The organism is Methylobacterium sp. WL7 (genome assembly GCF_008040085.1).
GTDB classification, from domain to species: Bacteria; Pseudomonadota; Alphaproteobacteria; order Rhizobiales; family Beijerinckiaceae; genus Methylobacterium; species Methylobacterium mesophilicum.
On record NZ_VRVG01000128.1, the window covers coordinates 1 to 16,492 of the forward strand.

A 16,492-nucleotide genomic window follows, 5' to 3' on the forward strand; every position below is an offset into this window, starting at 1 on the left:
CCCCCTGCCTGCCCGCCAGCCTGCCCGCCAGCCTGCCACGGGGCGATCTCGTCGAGCAGCCGCTTGAGGCCGCCGAGGTCGCGCAGCACCCGGGCGGAATCCAGCACCGCCGCGCCCTGGCCGTTCAAGGCGGCGTCGAAGGCGGCGATCTGGCGGGCGATGTGGGCGCGCAGATGCGCCCGCAGGATCGGCGGATCCGCCGCCGAATCCGGATCGAGGATCCCAAGCTCGGCCGGCGCCTCCGAAGGCTCGAATTCGGGCTCGAATTCGGGCTCGAACTCGGGCCCGGCCGCCGGCTCGGGCCGGGCCACGCCGCAGACCGCCATCAGCCGGACGGCGGCGTCGCGCCCGATCCCGACCGCCTCGGCGACGTCGCCGGGATCGTTCTGCGCCGCGCCGATGAGGCGGGTGAGCGCCGCCCGGCGCGACTCCGGCCAGCGCGTCACCAGGTCCTGCCGCCAGCGCCGCGGCCTCAGCCAGCCGGACCGGGCGTTCCAGGTGGAGATCGTGGCCGGCTTGACGCCGGTGCGGGCGCCGATCTCGTCGAGCGTCAACGCGGTCTCGCGCAGGAGCTGCTCGGCCAGGGCGCGCCGCTCCGCGGGAAGCGCATCGAAGGACCGCATCGCCGCCGCTCCGCACACTTCTCGACCGTGCCCGTCTCGTAGCCGAGGAGCGCGACGGTGTCAATCTATAAAATCCTAGGTTCGGATTTTAGGCCGATTTTTGGCGCCCTGGCCTCACCCCTCCCACCGCGCCACGCCGCCGTGGCCGGAGCAGGTGCCGCGCCGTGTGTGGCTGAAGCTCCAGGTGTCGTCGCGGCACTTGGCCGTGGCGCCGGCCGGCTTGCCGCCGTCGCGGGTCTTGGCCGGGCGATGCACCTCGGAGCCGTCGCGGCTGCGGTAATGGCCGTGCCGGTCCAGGGTCGATTCGTCCGGCTCGCGGACATCCCGGGCGCAGGCGGCGCCCGAGAGTCCCAGAAGCACGGCACCGGCCAGCGCCAGCCGCGCGCAGGCATGCGGGCTCACCGGTCGGCATCGCGTTGGGCGACCGGGCCTGGCGATCGCGCCGGCATGCGGAGTGCCGCTACCCCGGGGCCCGGAACCGTCGCGCGCAGTGCCGTTCGACCCGGTGACGCTCCGCCCGCGACCGCCGCCGAATCCTCGGGCGGGCGCGGCGTCGGCCGACGGCAAAACCCCGGGGCGGATCGGGTTCGGTCTCACAGGGCACCCTATGGGTTGTGTCTATTGGCATCAGACACAACCCATGCGGGACGTCACGCACGATCTCGGGTGATCTTTAAATATTTCGCACGTTGTCATCGTGGGCGACGAGGCCGCGACGGTCGCGCCGCGTCCCAGGCGAGACCCGGCCTGCCCCGCGCGGCACCGCGACGGCGCGCGAGGGCGAAATTCCCTTGCGGGACCGGGTGTTGCGCAGGGATCCGGCCACATCGGCTGAGCGAGATCCCCCACCGTCGACGGCCCTTCGATGCCATCGACGGTGGTTCTTTCGGGTCCCGGCGATGCCCGCGGCGCCCGAGAGCGGCAGCGCTGTCGATGGCGCCGGCGCAGGCCTCCAGAGCAGAGCGACAGGTCCGGGACTGCACGCGATCGAGACAGACCTTCGCGTATGCGGTGGCTCGGCGCCCATTGGACACCGAGCACAGGTCTAGCAAAAGTCTTGAGGCACCCCGAAATCGAGCGCGATACTTTATTGGTCGATCCGTGCTTTCGCTGCAATCACCCGCGTCCGATCTGCGTATTGGACATGGAGCGAGCGGTTTTCGTCGCGTGTCCTGCAAAAATACCGGGGTTGCCGGGATGACCTGTGCGGCGGTAATCTATGCGACTGGCGCGTCGGCGGCGCGTTCGAAAATGAATACGGGGGCGAAGTGTTCGTTCTGGTTCTGGCCACCCTGGCGGGTGGCATCCTGACCTGTGTCGGCGCATGGCCTTGGTTCGGCCTCGGCGCGCTCCTCCTGGGTCCGTTCGGCGCCGGAAGCGCTGCGGTCTTCGCCGGCCTCCTCCTCGCCGCCCTGCGCAGCCGGCATCCCGCCGCCGCGCACAAGCCGATGGTGAACATCCAGTCCGAGGCGCCCCGCGCCGTCGCCAACGATACGCTGTCGGGCCAGCGCCGCCGGGCCTGACCCGCGGCCTGGACATCGGACGCGGGAGGTTCGACCCGACCCAGATTGCGCGGATCGCCCGCAGGCTCGGGGAGGCGCCGCTCGGCCTGTTCGGCACGCGCGGCTCTTCGAGCGCCGGGGTCGGCCCCGCACGGTGGCGGACCTCGACGCGCACGACGTCCTCGGCTTCGACCGCAGCGACGCCCTGTTGCGGGCCTATGCCGCCCACGGGCTCCGGGCGACGCGCACGGATTTCCCGATCCGCTGCGACGACCAGATGGCCTACTGGACCCTGATGCGGGCCGGGGCCGGCCTCGGCTTCGCCCAGGTCGTCCTGGCGGCGCGCCACCCCGAGCTGGAGCGGGCGGAGATCGGCCTCGCCCTGGCACCGCTGCCGGCCTGGCTGGTCCTGCACGAGGAGGTGCGCGGCAACGCCCGGATCCGCCGCGTCGCCGATTGTCTCACGGACGCGCTCGGCGTCCTGTTGCGCGGCGGCTGAGGCCGCCCCTCCGGCTCACGCCGGCTGGCGCTGGGCGGGGGCGTGGCCGAAGCGGATGATCTCGTGGGACAGCCGCTCCAGCGGCAGGACCTTGGCGGCGGCGCCGCGCTCGATCGCCTCCTTGGGCATGCCGAACACCACGCAGCTCTCCTCGTCCTGCGCCACCGTGAGGGCGCCGGCCCGGCGCATCTCCAGGAGGCCGTTGGCGCCGTCGTCGCCCATGCCGGTCATGAGGATGCCGAGCGCGTTGGCGCCGGCGCATTGCGCGGCCCCGCGGAACAGCACGTCCACCGACGGGCGGTGGCGCGAGACCAGCGGGCCGTCCTTCACCGCCACGGTGTAGCGGATGCCGCTGCGTTGGAGCAGCAGGTGCCGCCCGCCCGGGGCGATCAGGGCCCGCCCGGGGATTACCGCGTCGCCGTCCTCCGCCTCCTTCACCGCGATGGCGCAGAGCCCATCCAGACGCCTGGCGAAGGCCGCCGTGAAGTGCTCGGGCATGTGCTGGACGATGATCAGCCCCGGGCAATCCGGCGGCAGCGCCTCCAGCACGTCGCGCAGGGATTCGGTGCCGCCCGTGGACGCGCCGATGCAGACGATCGGCTCGGTCCCGGCCAGGGCCCGGGGGCGGGCGCTGAGCGGCAGCACGGCGTCGGCGGTGAGCTTGGCCTCCACCGGCCGGGGGGCCGGACGGCCGGGGCGCAGCCTCGCCCGGGCGGCGGCCCGGACGGCGTCGCAGACCCGCACGGAGGATTCCATCAGGAACTGACGGGTGTCGATGCGGGGCTTCGGGAAGACGTCGACCGCCCCCGCCTCCAGCACCTCGAACAGGGTCCGCGAGCCGTCCTCGGTGAGCGTCGAGCAGATGATCACCGGGATCGGCCGCTGCGCCATGATCTTGCGCAGGAAGGTCAGCCCGTCCATCCGGGGCATCTCGAGGTCGAGGATGATGACGTCCGGCACCTCGTCGTGGATGCGCCGCGCCGCGATGAACGGGTCGGCCGCCGTGCCCAGCACGGTGATGTCGGGGGCCGCCTCCAGGATGCCCACCAGGGTCTGCCGGACCGAGGCGGAATCGTCCACGATCAGGACGCGGATCGGCGCGCCCCGCCTCACGCGACCGCGCCCGGGGTCCGGCCGAAGATGGTCGAGGAGACCTGCGTCAGGCCCGGCACCCCGGCCCCGGCCATCGATTCCGAATGGCCCACCACCAGGAAGCCGCCGGGGCGCAGATGCGTGGCGAGCCGGGACAGCACCGCCCGCTGGGTGTCCTTGTCGAAGTAGATCAGCACGTTGCGGCAGAAGATGATGTCCACGTCGCGATCGACCGGATACTGGGCGTTCATCAGGTTGAGGTGCTTGAAATGCACCCGGCTGCGCAGCTCCGGCACGATCCGCCCGACCTTCCAGGACGGGTTGCGGGCGTTCATCACGTAGCGCCTGCGGAAATGCGGCGGCACCGCCTGCAGGACGTCGTCCGGATAGATGCCGTCGGCGGCCACCCGCAGCACCTCCGTGGAGACGTCGGTGCCGAGGATCGCGTAGTCGAGGGCGTGCCCGGCCATCGCCATGTCGTGCAGCACCATCGCGAGGGTGTAGGCCTCCGCCCCCGTGGAGGCGGCCGCACTCCACAGCTTGAGCCGCGCCTGCGTGATGCCGTTCCGGCGCAGCATCGGGATCAGCTCGTCCCGGAGCTGGTCGAAATGCGCCGGCTCGCGGAAGAAGTCGGTCTTGTTGGTGGTGACGCAATCGACGATGTGCACGAACTCTTCGGCGAGGTGACCCTGCTCGAAGACGTGCCGCCCGTATTCCGTCAGGGTCTCGATATCGAGCGCGCGCATGCGCTTGCGCAGCCGGCCCTCCACCATGGTGCGCTTGGCCGGTGGGATCTGGATTCCGACCCGGTCCTGGATCATCTCCGCGACGGTCTCGAAATGGCGGTCGTTCAGGCGCGGCATGGTGTGGCTCCCGGTGGGGCGATCAGGCCGCGAGCGAAGGCAACAGGAGCGCCGGGTCTTCCCCGGCCATCAGCGCCCGGAGGTCGAACACCACCACGAAGGCGTCGCCCTTGCGGCCGATGCCGGCGATGTAGGTCGAGCGCCAGCGCCCCCCGACATCGGGGGCGGGCTCCAGCTCGGCGCTGTCGAGCTCGGTCACCTCGATGACCCGGTCGGCCACGAAGCCGACCCGCATCGGCCGGTCGCCCATGGGGATGTTCAGCAGGATGATCCGGGTCGCCGGGGTCACCGGGATTGCCGGCAGGCCGAGCTTGGTCCGCAGGTCCACCACCGGGTAGCTCTGGCCGCGCACGTCGATCATGCCGACCAGGAACGGGGGCGCCTGCGGCAGGGCCGCCGGCGGGCGGTAATCCAGGATCTCGTGCACGGATTCGATGTCGATCCCGAAGATCTCGCGATCGAGGCCGAGGGTCAGGTATTGCCACACGCTGGACATGCTGGTCTCCGGCTGGGCCGCTGCCGGCCGGATCCCGCGCAGGTCGGGGGACACGGGGCATCGCTGCGGCGGCATGATGATCGGGCGTCTCGAAAGGAGGCGCCGCGCGGGGGGACCCGCGCGGTGCCGGAGCCGCTCAGGCGGCGCGGACGAAGTCGGCGTCGCGGGCGTCGCCCTCGCCCATGTCCAGGGCGAAGCCCCCGCCCGGGGCCAGGGTCGGCCGGCCGGCGCGGGCCTTGACGCCGCCCCGGGCGGAGGAGGCCGCGGAAGCCGGCGTCCCCATCCGGGTCGCCGCGCCGCGCAGCCGCGAGACCGCCTGCTCGATCCCCGCCTCGGCCGCCTCCTCGATGCGGAAATAGGCGATGGTGGCCTGCAGCCGCTCGGCCTGGGTCGCCAACTCCTCCGAGGTCGCCGAGACCTGCTGGGATGCGCTGGCGTTCTGCTGGGTCACCTTGTCGAGCTGCTGGATCGCCTGGTTGATCTGCGCCGAGCCGACATCCTGCTCCCGGCACGCCGCCGAGATCTCTTCCACCAGCACGGCGGTCTTGCGGATGTCCGGCACCAGCCGCCCGAGCATCTCGCCGGCCTGCTGGGCCGCCCGGACCGTGTCGGCGGACAGGGTCCCGATCTCGGCGGCCGCGGCCTGCGAGCGCTCGGCGAGCTTCCTAACCTCCGAGGCCACCACCGCGAAGCCGCGGCCGTGCTCGCCCGCGCGGGCCGCCTCGACGGCGGCGTTCAAGGCCAGCAGGTCGGTCTGCCGGGCGATCTCCTGCACGATGGTGATCTTCTGCGCGATGGTCTGCATGGCATCGACCGCCCGGCCGACCGCGGCGCCGCTCGCCTCGGCGTCCTTGGCGGACTGGCGCGCGATGGTCTCGGTCTGGCTGGCGTTCTCGGCGTTCTGCTTCACGTTGGCGGCCATCTCCTCCATGGACGCCGACGCCTCCTCGGTGGAGGCCGCCTGCTCGGTGGAGCCCTGCGACAGCTGCTCGGCGGAGGCCGACAGCTCCTGCGAACCCGCCGACACGTTGCTCGAAGCGAGCATGACCTGGCCCACGACCTCGCGAAGCTTCAGGTTCATCGCCTGCACGGCGCTCAGCAGGTCGCCGATCTCGTCGTTGCTGGTCGCGGCCACGTCCTGCTTCAGGTCGCCCTCGGCGACGCGGCTCGCGGCGGCGACGGCCCGCTGCAGGCCCCGGGAGATCGACAGCGACAGCCAGATCGCCATGGCGAGCCCGACCGCCACCGCGCCGAGGATCACCGCGAGCAGCACCGTCCGGGTGGTCTCGTAGGCCGCCTGGGTGTCGCGGACGAAGCTCTGGGCGATGCCCTCCTCGTAGGCGCGCAGCTTCAAGGCCTCGTCGACCACCGCCAACCGCGCCTGCGTGAACGGGCCGATGAGGACCTGCAGCGCCTTGGAATCGGTGTTGGCGAGACCGAGGGTGAAGATCCGCTCTGCGATCGGCTCCCAGGTCCTGACCGCGGCGGCGATGACCTTGACCGCGTCGAGGAAGCCGGCGGCGCGGCCGGCCTCGGTGAGCCGGGCGAGGTCCTGCTCGAGCTGGCGGCGATGCTCCTGGTACTGGTCGGCGTATTTCGCGAGCAGCCCGTCGTCGCCGATCATCACCTCGCGGTAGATCTCGGCCAGCAGCCGCGTGACCCGCAGCTCGATGGCGTCGACGAGGCGGCGGTTCTCCACCGACAGGTCCGGGCGGGCGGCCAGCTCCTCGATCCGGGCCATCACGGTCGCGTAGGCGGCCGTCTGCTCGCCGCCGGCCAGGGCGACGGCATTGTTGTTGCCGTTCTTGGACGAGAATTCCATGCCCCTGGCACCGGCCTCGGTCAGCCGCCGCCACGTGTCCTGCAGGGGCAGGATGCGGGCGCGCTCGTCCCCGGTGGTCTGGTCCGAGAACTCCTGCAGGAGCGCGCGGAACCGGTCGTCGGTGGCCTTGAAGTCGGCCACGAGCTTCGCGCGACCGGCATCGGTCGGCTCCAGGAGCGTGCGGTTGAAGATGCGCCCCGCCTCGACCGAGAGGGTTTCGAAGCGCAGGACGCGCTGGACCTGCGCGAACGGGCCGGACGCGAAGCCCTGCATCCGCCCGTTCGACGCACCCAGGCTCGCGATGGCGAGGTACCCGGCCCCGCCCAGGAGGACGAGAAGCAAACCGAAGCTCAGTGCCAGTTTGACTCGGATCGTGAAACGCATGGATCTGCTCTGCTGGGTGTCGGGTCCGAGGGCGCGCGCCGCCGACGGGGAGACCGGTTCGGCGGCGCGCGCGCCCTATCGAGGCGTTGGAGTCGAGCCCGATTGCACCGCGATCGGGAACGGCTCCGGGTGTCCGCTCACGCGGCGCGGATGAAGTCCGCGTCGCGGGCGTCGCGGGCGTCGCCCTCGCTCATGTCGAGGTCGAAGCCCCCGCCGGAGGGCAGGGTCTGCCGGCCGGGACGGGCCTTCACCCGGGCCGAAGCCGGGGGCGTCCCCATCCGGGTTGCGGTCGCCCGCAGCCGAGCGGCCGCGGCGTCGCCCCCCGTGGCCGCCTCCTCGATGCGGAAGTAGGCGATGGTGGCCTGAAGGCGCTCGGCCTGGGTCGCCAACTCCTCCGAGGTCGCCGAGACCTGCTGGGACGCGCTGGCGTTCTGCTGCGTGACCTTGTCGAGCTGCTGGATCGCCTGGTTGATCTGCGACGAGCCGACATCCTGCTCCCGGCACGCCGCCGAGATCTCCTCCACCAGAAGCGCGGTCTTGCGGATGTCGGGCACCAGCCGCCCCAGCATCTCGCCGGCCTGCTGGGCCGCCTTGACCGTGTCGGCGGACAGCGTCCCGATCTCGGCAGCCGCGGCCTGGCTGCGCTCGGCGAGCTTCCGCACCTCCGAGGCCACCACCGCGAAGCCGCGGCCGTGCTCGCCGGCGCGCGCCGCCTCGACGGCAGCGTTCAAGGCCAGCAGATCGGTCTGCCGGGCGATCTCCTGCACGATGGTGATCTTCTGGGCGATGGTCTGCATGGCGTCGACCGCCCGGCCCACCGCGGCGCCGCTCGCCTCGGCGTCCTTGGCCGACTGGCGCGCGATCGCCTCGGTCTGGCTGGCGTTCTCGGCGTTCTGCTTCACGTTGGCGGCCATCTCCTCGACGGAGGCGGACGCCTCCTCGGTGGAGGCCGCCTGCTCGGTGGAGCCCTGCGACAGCTGCTCGGCCGAGGCCGACAGCTCCTGAGAGCCCGCCGAGACGTTGCCGGCGGCGGTGGCGGCCTCCGTCACCACGGCCCGGAGCTTGCCCAGCATCTGCTCCAGGGCGATGCCGAGGACGTCCTTGTCGGACAGGCGCTTGGCCTCGACGGTCAGATCGCCCGCCGCGATCGCCGAGGCGACGCCGGCGATCACCTGCAGGTTGTCGGTGGTCGCCCGGAGATGGGCCTGGACCTCGCTGCTGAGCCCGCCGAAATCCTGCGTGAGGGTCTTGGTGAAGTCGCCGAGCGAGGCGGCGGCCAGCACGTCCGAGATCTCCCGGAAGGCCTGCTCCACCGCCTGGGCGGTGCCCTGGATCCGGCCGACCTCGTCGAGGCGGCCGGTGTCGAACGGCGTCGCCAGGGTCGCCAGGCGGGCGCTGATCGCGGTGACCGGCTTCGCCACGGTGCGGACCAGCACGAACCCGATCGCGACGGCGATCACGAGGTTGGCCGCGATGCCGAGCAGGATCATCTGCGTCGTGGTCTCGAAGGCCGCATTCTGCGCGTCCTGGCGGGTGCGCATCAGGGTGTTCTCGACGTTGACCATCTCGGCGACCTCGGCGCGCAGGCCGTCCATGGCCGCCTTGCCGGCGCCGGCGATCTCGGTCTGGCGCGCGGCCTCGCGGGTCTCGGGGTTGGCCATCCCGGCGATGCCCTTCTCGGCGACGCCGTCGTGCCAGGCCTCGGCCTGCTTGCGGATCGTCTCGAGCCGCTCCTGCTGGGCCGGGTTGTCGGAGGTCAGCGCCTTGGCCTGCCGCCAGGCGGCGTTGAAGGCCTCCCAGCCCTTCTGGTAGGGCGCCAGGAACTTGGCATCCCCGGAGAGCAGGAAGCCGCGATAGCCGGTCTCCTGGTTGACCATGCCGGCCAGCGCCCGGTCGGCGGCGTCGATCACCTTGATGGTGTGGTCGGTCCAGTTCACCGACTGACGGATCTCGGCCGATTTCCAGTACACCACGCCGTTGATGCCGAGGCCGACCAGCAGCATCAGGGTGAAGGCCAGGAACAGCTTTCGCGGTATCGAGATGTTGTCGAGCATGTTCATGGCCTTCGTCCTTCGAAGCGGGGATCTCGGTCGGGAGCACCCTGCGGCTGGCGGGGTCCGGGCGGGCCCGGACGGCGGTTGATCGTGGTGGTGCCGGCCGGGACGGGACGCCCGGTCGGCGCCGCTCAGGCGGCGCGGATGAACTCCGAATCGCGGGCGTCGCCCTCGTTCATGTCCAGGACGAAGCCATCCTGTGAGGCCGCCGCGACCGGAGCGTTGATCCGGGCGGGGCGGTTCTTGGCTGCGGCCTTGGCCGGCGCGGCCATCCGGGCCGCCGTCCTCCGCAGCTGCGCGGCCGGGGCGTCGGCCCCCGCCGCGTCGATGCGGAAGTAGGCGATGGTCGCCTGCAGCCGCTCGGCTTGCGTGGCCAGCTCCTCCGAGGTCGCCGAGACCTGTTGGGACGCGCTGGCGTTCTGCTGGGTCACCTTGTCGAGCTGCTGGATCGCCTGGTTGATCTGCGCCGAGCCGACATCCTGCTCCCGGCACGCCGCCGAGATCTCTTCCACCAGCCCCGCGGTCCTGCGGATGTCGGGCACCAGCCGGCCGAGCATCTCGCCGGCCTGCTGGGCCGCCTTGACCGTGTCGGCGGACAGCGTCCCGATCTCGGCGGCCGCGGCCTGCGAGCGCTCGGCGAGCTTCCTCACCTCCGAGGCCACCACCGCGAAGCCGCGGCCGTGCTCGCCGGCGCGCGCCGCCTCGACGGCGGCGTTCAAGGCCAGCAGATCGGTCTGCCGGGCGATCTCCTGCACGATGGTGATCTTCTGGGCGATGGTCTGCATGGCGTCGACGGCCCGGCCCACCGCGGCACCGCTCGCCTCGGCGTCCTTGGCGGACTGGCGCGCGATGGTCTCGGTCTGGCTGGCGTTCTCGGCGTTCTGCTTCACGTTGGCGGCCATTTCTTCCATGGACGCCGACGCCTCCTCGGTGGAGGCCGCCTGCTCGGTGGAGCCCTGCGACAGCTGATCGGCCGAGGCCGACAGCTCCTGCGAACCCGCCGACACGTTCCCGGCGGCGACCGACGCGTCGGCCACCACGGCCCGGAGCTTGCCCAGCATCGTCTGCAGCGCCCGGCCCATCGAGTCCCTGTCGGAGAGGGGGCGCGCCTCGACCGTGAGGTCGCCCGCCGCGATCGCGTTGGCGATCGCGGCCGTGTCGTTGAGGCTGGCGGTCATGCGGTTCAGGGCGGCGACGAGGTCGCCGATCTCGTCCCGCGAGGTCGCGGTGATCGTCGTGCCGAGGTCTCCCACGGCGACGGCCTCGGCGAGCGAGACCGCCCGCAGGAGACCGCGCGCGATCGAGACGGCGAGCCAGGTGGCGATGACGAAGCCGAGGAGAAGCGCCCCGGCGACCGTGGCGATCAGGATCGTCCGCCCGTCGCGCATTTCCAGCCGGGCGCGCTCGGCCGTCTCGGCCATCTGCTGGGTCTCGTACTGGACCAGGGCGTCGAAGGCCTGGAGCGTCCCCGTGCTGGCGGTGGCGTAATCCCCCGCCGCAAGGTCGGCGGCCCGGATGGTCGCGCCGTTCTCGACCGTGGCCAGGGCCTTCCGGAACGAGGCGATCCAGAGGTCGAACGCGGGTCGGACGGGCGTCCCCTGGGCGTGGTCGCCGGCCATCCCGCGCTTGAATTCGATCAGGGCGCGGAGCAGCGCGTCGAGGCTCGGCGCGAGGTCGGATTCCCGCCGCCGCGCGGCTTTCACAGACTGCTCCAGAACGGGGTAGCTGGTCGCCCCGGTGGTGGCCTGCAGGCCGCCCCAGGCCCGTTCGATCCGGATCTGGAGCGCCGCGACGGCGCGGGCCACGCCGGCGTCGGCGCCGGCCTTCGCCGAGACGGCCTCGAGATCCGCCTGCAGCGCCCGCAGCGCCGGGGTGCCGACCCCATCGATCTCGGCCCAGGTCCGGACATTGGAATTGACCTGGGTCAGCGTGATGACCTGCCCGGCGATCACCTTCTGCTTCTCGAACCTTTCCTTGGCCTCATCGTAGAGCCGCAGGCCTTTCTCGGCCTCGATCAGATCCTTGACCCTGGACAGCTTCGCCTGGAGGGCGTTGCGCTTCTCCGCAGCCTGCTTGGCGAAATCGGCCATCTGGTCGTCGTCGACTGAGATCACCGCGGCGCGCGTCAGCGACATGGCGCCGAGCAGATCGGCCTTGGCCTCCTGCACGAGGGTGTTCAGGTCCGCGCGGCCGAGCACGTATTGCAGGGCCGCGTCGGCATTCACGAGCTTGTAATAGCCGACCCAACCCGCCAGGCCGACGAGGATCAGCATGACCCCGAACCCGGCCGCGAGCTTGGCCTTGATTGAAAAGCGCATCGATAATCTCCAAGCGCAATCAGTTCAGTATTTGCTGCATATCCGGAATAATGACGAAATCTTCTCCGGACTTCACAATGGAGCGGATGTATTCGGGCCGCCACGCCGTGCCGATCTTGGGCGCGGGCTGGCGGGTCTCCAGCGGAACCGCGGTCACCTCGAACACCTTGTCGGCCACCAGCGCGACCAGGGTCGGGTCGCCGTCGAGATCGAGCTCGATCACCACGAAGCGGGTGTCCGGCGTCGCGGCGTCCATCGGCATGCCGAAGCGCTCGCGGATGTCGGCGAGCGGCACGACGTTGCCGCGCACGTTCACCACGTGGCCGAGATGCGGCCGCGCGCCGGCGACCCGGGTGGTCGGGATCGGATCGATGATCTCGCGCACCATCCCGGCCCCGAGCGCGAAGGTCTCGGTGCCGATCCGCATCATCACGACCTGGAGGGCGTGGCCCTGCTCGATCGCCTCGACGAAATCGGTCATCACGCCACCTCGCGGTATTCGCGCGGCCCGTCCGGGGCGGCGCCGATCTGTCCGCCGGCCATCAGCTGGGCCGGGTCGATGATGAGCGCCGCGGTGCCGTCGCCCAGGATCGTGGCGCCCGAGAAGGTCGTGACGTCGGCGTGCAGCTTCGACAGCGACTTGATCACCGTCTGGTGGTTGCCGAGGATCTGGTCGGCCACGAGCCCGAACCGGGCCTCGCCCACCGAGACGATGATCACCTTCTGGTACGGGTCCGGCTCGCCGGCCTCCGCGAACAGGCTGCGCAGCCGCAGGAACGGCACGAGGTCGCCGCGGATGTTGAGGAAGTCCCGGCCGCGCTCGCTGCGCCCGCCCTCGGGCAGCTCGACGCATTCCTCCACGGCCGCCAGCGGCAGCACGTAGCGGCCCTCCCCGACCCGGATCAGCAGGCCCTCGATGATCGCCAGCGTCAGCGGCAGGCGCAGCACGAGGGCGGTGCCCGCCCCCGGCGCGGTGGCGATGTCGATCGAGCCGCGCAGGGCCTCGATGGTCCGCTTGACCACGTCCATGCCGACGCCGCGGCCCGACAGCGCCGAGATCGCCTGCGCCGTGGAGAAGCCCGGCGCGAACAGGAACTGGTAGACCTGCTGGTCGGTGAGCGGGGTGCCGGGGGCGACCAGCCCGCGCTCCTCGGCCTTGGCGCGGATGCGCGCCACGTCGAGCCCGGCGCCGTCGTCCCGCACGGTGACGTGGACCTGGGCGCCGACATGCTCGGCGCTGAGCGTGATCCGCCCGGTGGCGTCCTTGCCGGAGGCGCCCCGGCGGGCCGGGTCCTCGATGCCGTGATCGATCGCGTTGCGGATCAGGTGCACCAGCGGGTCGGCCAGGCGCTCGATCACGGTCTTGTCGAGTTCGGTCTCCTCGCCCTCGGTCACGAAGGTCACGGGCTTGCCGAGATCCCCCGACAGGTCGTGGACCAGGCGCCGGAACCGGCCGAACAGCGCCCCGATCGGCACCATGCGGATGCTCATGGTGGTGTCGCGCAGCTGCGCCGACAGGCGCTCGATCTCCTCCGCGATGGTCTGGAGCCCGGCATCGGCGTGGAGGCCGGCGAGCTGGCTCAGCCGGGCCTGGGCGATCACCAGCTCGCCGACCCGGTCAAGCAACTCGTCCAGCCGCTCGGCCTCGACCCGCATGGTGCCGGCCGTGCGCGGCTCGGCGTGGCGGGCGGGGCCCCGGCGCTCCGGGGTTTTCGCGGCCGGCGGGGGCGCAGTCGGCGGCCGGGCCACGGGCGCCGACTCCGACACCGACGGCACGGGAGCCGGCGCCGGCGCGACGGCCGGCAGGGCGGCCCGCTCCGGCGCCGGCTCCGGGAAGTCCGGGGGCGCGTCGCGCGGTGCATCCAAGGGCGTCAGGGTCAGGACCATGTCGTCGCGCACGAACAGGAAGACGTCCTCGATCGCCTCCCTCGTCGCGGCGCCGCGCAGGGTCACGTCCCAGCCGAGCGCCAGGCTCTCCGGGTCCAGGGCGGCGAGGTCGGGCAGCGCGTCGAGGCGGGGTACGATCGTGCAGGGGCCCAGCTCGCGCAGCTCGTCGAGGAGCGCCAGCGGGTTGGTGCCGTTGCGCAGCACCTCCGGGGCGAACGCGATCCCGATCCGCCAGCCCGCGGCCGGCTCCGGCGCGTCGGCGGCCTCATGGGCGGCCCCCTGGGCGGCCTCCTGGGCGGCCCCCTCTGCCCCCGCCCGCTGAGCCGGCTGGGCCTGCGCCCGGCCGACCAGGCGCTCGAGTTCGGCCAGGATCGCCTCGCCGATCACCGGGGCGGTGGCGTCGGGATCCTCGATCAGCGTGCGGATGTAGTCTTTCGCCGACAGCGAGACGTTGACCAGTTCGGCGCTGATCGGCACCGCGCCGCGCCGGACCAGGTCGAAGGCGGTCTCGAAGTCGTGCGTGAAGGCCGCGACCTGGTCGAAGCCGAACATCGCCCCCGATCCCTTGATCGTGTGCAGGGCCCGGAACGCGGTGTCGACCAGCGCCGTGTCGCCGGGCCGGTCGCCGAGGTCGAGCAGCGTGGTCTCGAGGCGGTCGAGAAGCTCGTTGGCCTCCGCCAGGAACACCGCGCGTGGATCGTGATCAGTCATCGTCGAGCGGATCCCGTTGCGCCGTCTTCGGATATACCGGGGCGATCACGCGCCCGCCGAGGGCGCCGGCCGAAGGCTAGACCGCGCGATCGACCCAAGATTCGGTCTGCCGATCGGAGCGTATCCTACTTTAAAACCGTTAAAAAATGAAGACCTGATGCCGTGAAGAATCACAAATCTTCGCTTTTTCCCCGACGAGATCATTTTTTTGAAAGGGTCTAATTTGGCAACGACCATGAAGCTCTAGGTTTAATCTTTCTATATATGATTTTTATTGATCGCGATCATAATATCCGGCATCCGATCCGGTCTTTTCGCCATATAACCTTCGGTAGTAGCACCAGATACGTTCATCGCGTTCCGAAGACGCACGCGAATTCAGAACAGGTCGACGCCGGCCAGGGGGTCGTCGTCGTGCGGCGGCGCCGGCGCCGCCTTGCCCAGCAGGCGGCGGGACATCCGCTCCCGCACCTCGCCGAGGGTGCAGCCGGCGATCATCGCGGCCGCCCAGTCCTGCTCCGCCTCGGCGCCGGCCTCCGGGGCCGCCTGAAGCGCCCGCAGGATCGCCTGCAGGTTCTGCATCCGCTGCTTGGCGAGGTCCTGGAACTGCATGGCCACGATCGCGCCCGAGACGTCCTGGGTGATCGCCTCGGTGGTCTGCACGGTCTGGCTCAGCACGCCGGCGAAGCGCGAACTCTGCTCGACCAGGGCCTGCATCACCAGGCGGACCCGGGCGTCGGCGTTGCGGCTCTCCACCGACATGTCGATGGTGGCGATGTCGTGCAGAAGGGCGTGGCTGCTGCGCAGGCCGCCGGCGATCGAGCCGATCTGCTGCTTGATCACCCCCGAAAGGGCGTTGATCGTGCCGGCCAGGCTGCGCACCTCGTCGGCGACCACCGCGAAGGCCTTCCCGGCCTCCCCGGCCCGGGCCGCCTCGATCTTGGCGTTCAGCGCCAGCAGGTTGGTCTGGCGGTTGATCTTCTCGATCTCGGCGACGCTGCCGTCCACGGAGGACAACTCGCCGAGGACGCCGTTCAACGCGTCCTCCATGGTGGCGCAGCGCGACGCCATGAAGCCGATCCGGTCGTTGAGCATCGCCAGGATCTCGCCGAGCGCCGCCGCGACCTCGGCGAGCGGCCGCTCGGCCCCGTCGATCCGCACCGACTGCACCGCCGTCACCAGCCCCTGCACGATCTCGGACTGGCCCCGCGTGGTCGCGGCGATCCGCTGGAACCGGTCCGACAGGCCGTGCACGTCCGTCTCGACATCCGCCGAGATGATCCCGAGCTCGTCGATCAGCGCGTCCAGGGTCCGGCGCTGGACCTCCGACAGGCCGAGCCGCGCCTGGAGCAGGTCGGCGGCCGCGCTCCGGCCCTCCGGACGCGCCGCCACCGGCTCGGCGACGGGCTCGTCCCGCTCGGGCACCTGAGCCGCGCCCGGCTCGAATGCGTCCGCCGGAACGGTCCTCGGATTCGCGCGCCCCCAGAAGGCCATCACCGTGTATTCCTCGAACTCTGCCAGATCTTGCCGGGGACAAGCTCGAACGCAGGACTGTCGATCACCCGGTTCCTAGCTGCCTCATCTGAATGAAAAGTTATGCTCCAGGCTGTATGACGCCTGATCATGCAGATGATGTGACTCAGTGTGCTTCGACATGACCACTATCTCAAGAATGCCAAATATCAATACGATCCGTGTATTGGTGCTGAAATACGATCGGATACCAATGCTCGCCGGATAGGCAGATCGAAACAAAGCCTATGAATTCGCCAAATATAAAATCCGCGATCGGCCCCATCCGTGCGGTTTTCAACAGGAATCGCGGCACGACGGGTCGGACAATCCCGACCGCTATGGTCAGTTCAAGGAAACCTCAATGGGCGCGATTCTTTAAGCGTCGGGCGGCAGCCAGCCCGGCCGCGCCTCAGCAGCGGATTGCTCATGGCCGAACACGTCACCCTCACGATGCCGGCGGATTGTACGCTGCGGACCGCGCAGGCGCTCCAGGGCGACCTGCTCGCGGCGGTCGAGGGCGGGTCGCGGCTCGTGCTGGATTGCGCCGCGATCGAACGGGTGGACGTCACCTTCGTCCAGCTCGTCGTCGCGGCCGCCCGGACCGCCGGCCGGCGCGGCCTCGCGCTGGACCTGACCAACCTGCCCGACACGGCCGCGGCGGCGTTCCGGCGCGCCGGCATCGCCCCGCACGCCCCGTTCGACGCCACCCCCGCTCTCTGATCCCAG

The 16,492-nt window shown here is 71.0% G+C and carries 14 protein-coding genes; 3 read left to right on the forward strand and 11 right to left on the reverse strand.

Translation table 11 applies throughout. The features are described from left to right. Window positions 1-623, reverse strand: a 623-nt coding sequence (locus FV233_RS23740) for a hypothetical protein (RefSeq protein ID WP_147898983.1), incomplete at its 3' end; no start/stop codon positions are given. Window positions 624-737: 114 nt separating this feature from the next. Further along, entirely contained in the window at window positions 738-1,025 is a 288-nt protein-coding gene (locus tag FV233_RS23745; protein ID WP_147857426.1) for a DUF3761 domain-containing protein, read from the reverse strand. A gap of 866 nt (window positions 1,026-1,891) precedes the next feature. Here FV233_RS23745 and FV233_RS23750 point away from each other — a divergent pair. Then, window positions 1,892-2,146, forward strand: coding sequence for a hypothetical protein (locus FV233_RS23750; protein ID WP_147898984.1), 255 nt, complete (start codon window positions 1,892-1,894; stop codon window positions 2,144-2,146). 133 nt (window positions 2,147-2,279) lie between these two features. Next, window positions 2,280-2,624: a hypothetical protein gene (locus FV233_RS23755; RefSeq protein WP_147898985.1), complete on the forward strand. Its 345-nt coding sequence runs from the start codon at window positions 2,280-2,282 to the stop codon at window positions 2,622-2,624. A 15-nt stretch (window positions 2,625-2,639) separates the two neighbouring features. On the opposite strand, the gene FV233_RS23760 is transcribed toward FV233_RS23755, so the two are convergent. The 9 genes from FV233_RS23760 to FV233_RS23800 form a co-directional block, all read right to left on the reverse strand. Next, window positions 2,640-3,737: a chemotaxis response regulator protein-glutamate methylesterase gene (locus FV233_RS23760; protein ID WP_147898986.1), complete on the reverse strand. Its 1,098-nt coding sequence runs from the start codon at window positions 3,735-3,737 to the stop codon at window positions 2,640-2,642. After that, window positions 3,734-4,579, reverse strand: coding sequence for a CheR family methyltransferase (locus FV233_RS23765; protein ID WP_147857523.1), 846 nt, complete (start codon window positions 4,577-4,579; stop codon window positions 3,734-3,736). The genes FV233_RS23760 and FV233_RS23765 overlap by 4 nt, the downstream gene beginning before the upstream one ends. 22 nt (window positions 4,580-4,601) lie before the next feature. Beyond that, the gene (locus FV233_RS23770; protein WP_147857524.1) at window positions 4,602-5,075 is read right to left on the reverse strand and encodes a chemotaxis protein CheW; all 474 of its coding nucleotides are present in this window, start codon (window positions 5,073-5,075) and stop codon (window positions 4,602-4,604) included. A 136-nt stretch (window positions 5,076-5,211) separates the two neighbouring features. Further along, window positions 5,212-7,281 carry a methyl-accepting chemotaxis protein gene (locus FV233_RS23775; protein ID WP_147898987.1) on the reverse strand — a complete coding sequence of 690 codons (2,070 nt, stop codon included), beginning with the start codon at window positions 7,279-7,281 and terminating at the stop codon, window positions 5,212-5,214. Between the two features lie 137 nt (window positions 7,282-7,418). Then, on the reverse strand, window positions 7,419-9,341 hold the full coding sequence (locus FV233_RS23780) for a CHASE3 domain-containing protein (protein ID WP_246690069.1): 1,923 nt from the start codon (window positions 9,339-9,341) through the stop codon (window positions 7,419-7,421). Window positions 9,342-9,466: 125 nt separating this feature from the next. Further along, window positions 9,467-11,653, reverse strand: coding sequence for a methyl-accepting chemotaxis protein (locus tag FV233_RS23785; RefSeq protein ID WP_147898988.1), 2,187 nt, complete (start codon window positions 11,651-11,653; stop codon window positions 9,467-9,469). A 19-nt stretch (window positions 11,654-11,672) separates the two neighbouring features. Beyond that, the gene (locus FV233_RS23790) at window positions 11,673-12,134 is read right to left on the reverse strand and encodes a chemotaxis protein CheW (RefSeq protein ID WP_147856894.1); all 462 of its coding nucleotides are present in this window, start codon (window positions 12,132-12,134) and stop codon (window positions 11,673-11,675) included. Continuing rightward, the gene (locus tag FV233_RS23795; protein WP_147898989.1) at window positions 12,134-14,251 is read right to left on the reverse strand and encodes a chemotaxis protein CheA; all 2,118 of its coding nucleotides are present in this window, start codon (window positions 14,249-14,251) and stop codon (window positions 12,134-12,136) included. Before FV233_RS23795 ends, FV233_RS23790 begins: the two co-directional genes overlap by 1 nt. Before the next feature lie 378 nt (window positions 14,252-14,629). Next, the gene (locus tag FV233_RS23800) at window positions 14,630-15,745 is read right to left on the reverse strand and encodes a methyl-accepting chemotaxis protein (protein ID WP_147898990.1); all 1,116 of its coding nucleotides are present in this window, start codon (window positions 15,743-15,745) and stop codon (window positions 14,630-14,632) included. Between the two features lie 447 nt (window positions 15,746-16,192). Here FV233_RS23800 and FV233_RS23805 point away from each other — a divergent pair, with 447 nt between their 5' ends. Then, window positions 16,193-16,486, forward strand: a complete 294-nt coding sequence (locus tag FV233_RS23805) for an STAS domain-containing protein (RefSeq protein ID WP_147898991.1) — start codon at window positions 16,193-16,195, stop codon at window positions 16,484-16,486. Window positions 16,487-16,492 lie beyond the last annotated feature (6 nt).

Coding starts and splice junctions, on each gene's coding strand:
- FV233_RS23765 (WP_147857523.1), bottom strand. CDS start 4,579: ATGCCGCGCCTGAACGACCGCCATTTCGAGACCGTCGCGGAGATGATC.
- FV233_RS23770 (WP_147857524.1), bottom strand. CDS start 5,075: ATGTCCAGCGTGTGGCAATACCTGACCCTCGGCCTCGATCGCGAGATC.
- FV233_RS23775 (WP_147898987.1), bottom strand. CDS start 7,281: ATGCGTTTCACGATCCGAGTCAAACTGGCACTGAGCTTCGGTTTGCTT.
- FV233_RS23780 (WP_246690069.1), bottom strand. CDS start 9,341: ATGAACATGCTCGACAACATCTCGATACCGCGAAAGCTGTTCCTGGCC.
- FV233_RS23785 (WP_147898988.1), bottom strand. CDS start 11,653: ATGCGCTTTTCAATCAAGGCCAAGCTCGCGGCCGGGTTCGGGGTCATG.
- FV233_RS23790 (WP_147856894.1), bottom strand. CDS start 12,134: ATGACCGATTTCGTCGAGGCGATCGAGCAGGGCCACGCCCTCCAGGTC.
- FV233_RS23795 (WP_147898989.1), bottom strand. CDS start 14,251: ATGACTGATCACGATCCACGCGCGGTGTTCCTGGCGGAGGCCAACGAG.
- FV233_RS23800 (WP_147898990.1), bottom strand. CDS start 15,745: ATGGCCTTCTGGGGGCGCGCGAATCCGAGGACCGTTCCGGCGGACGCA.
- FV233_RS23805 (WP_147898991.1), top strand. CDS start 16,193: ATGGCCGAACACGTCACCCTCACGATGCCGGCGGATTGTACGCTGCGG.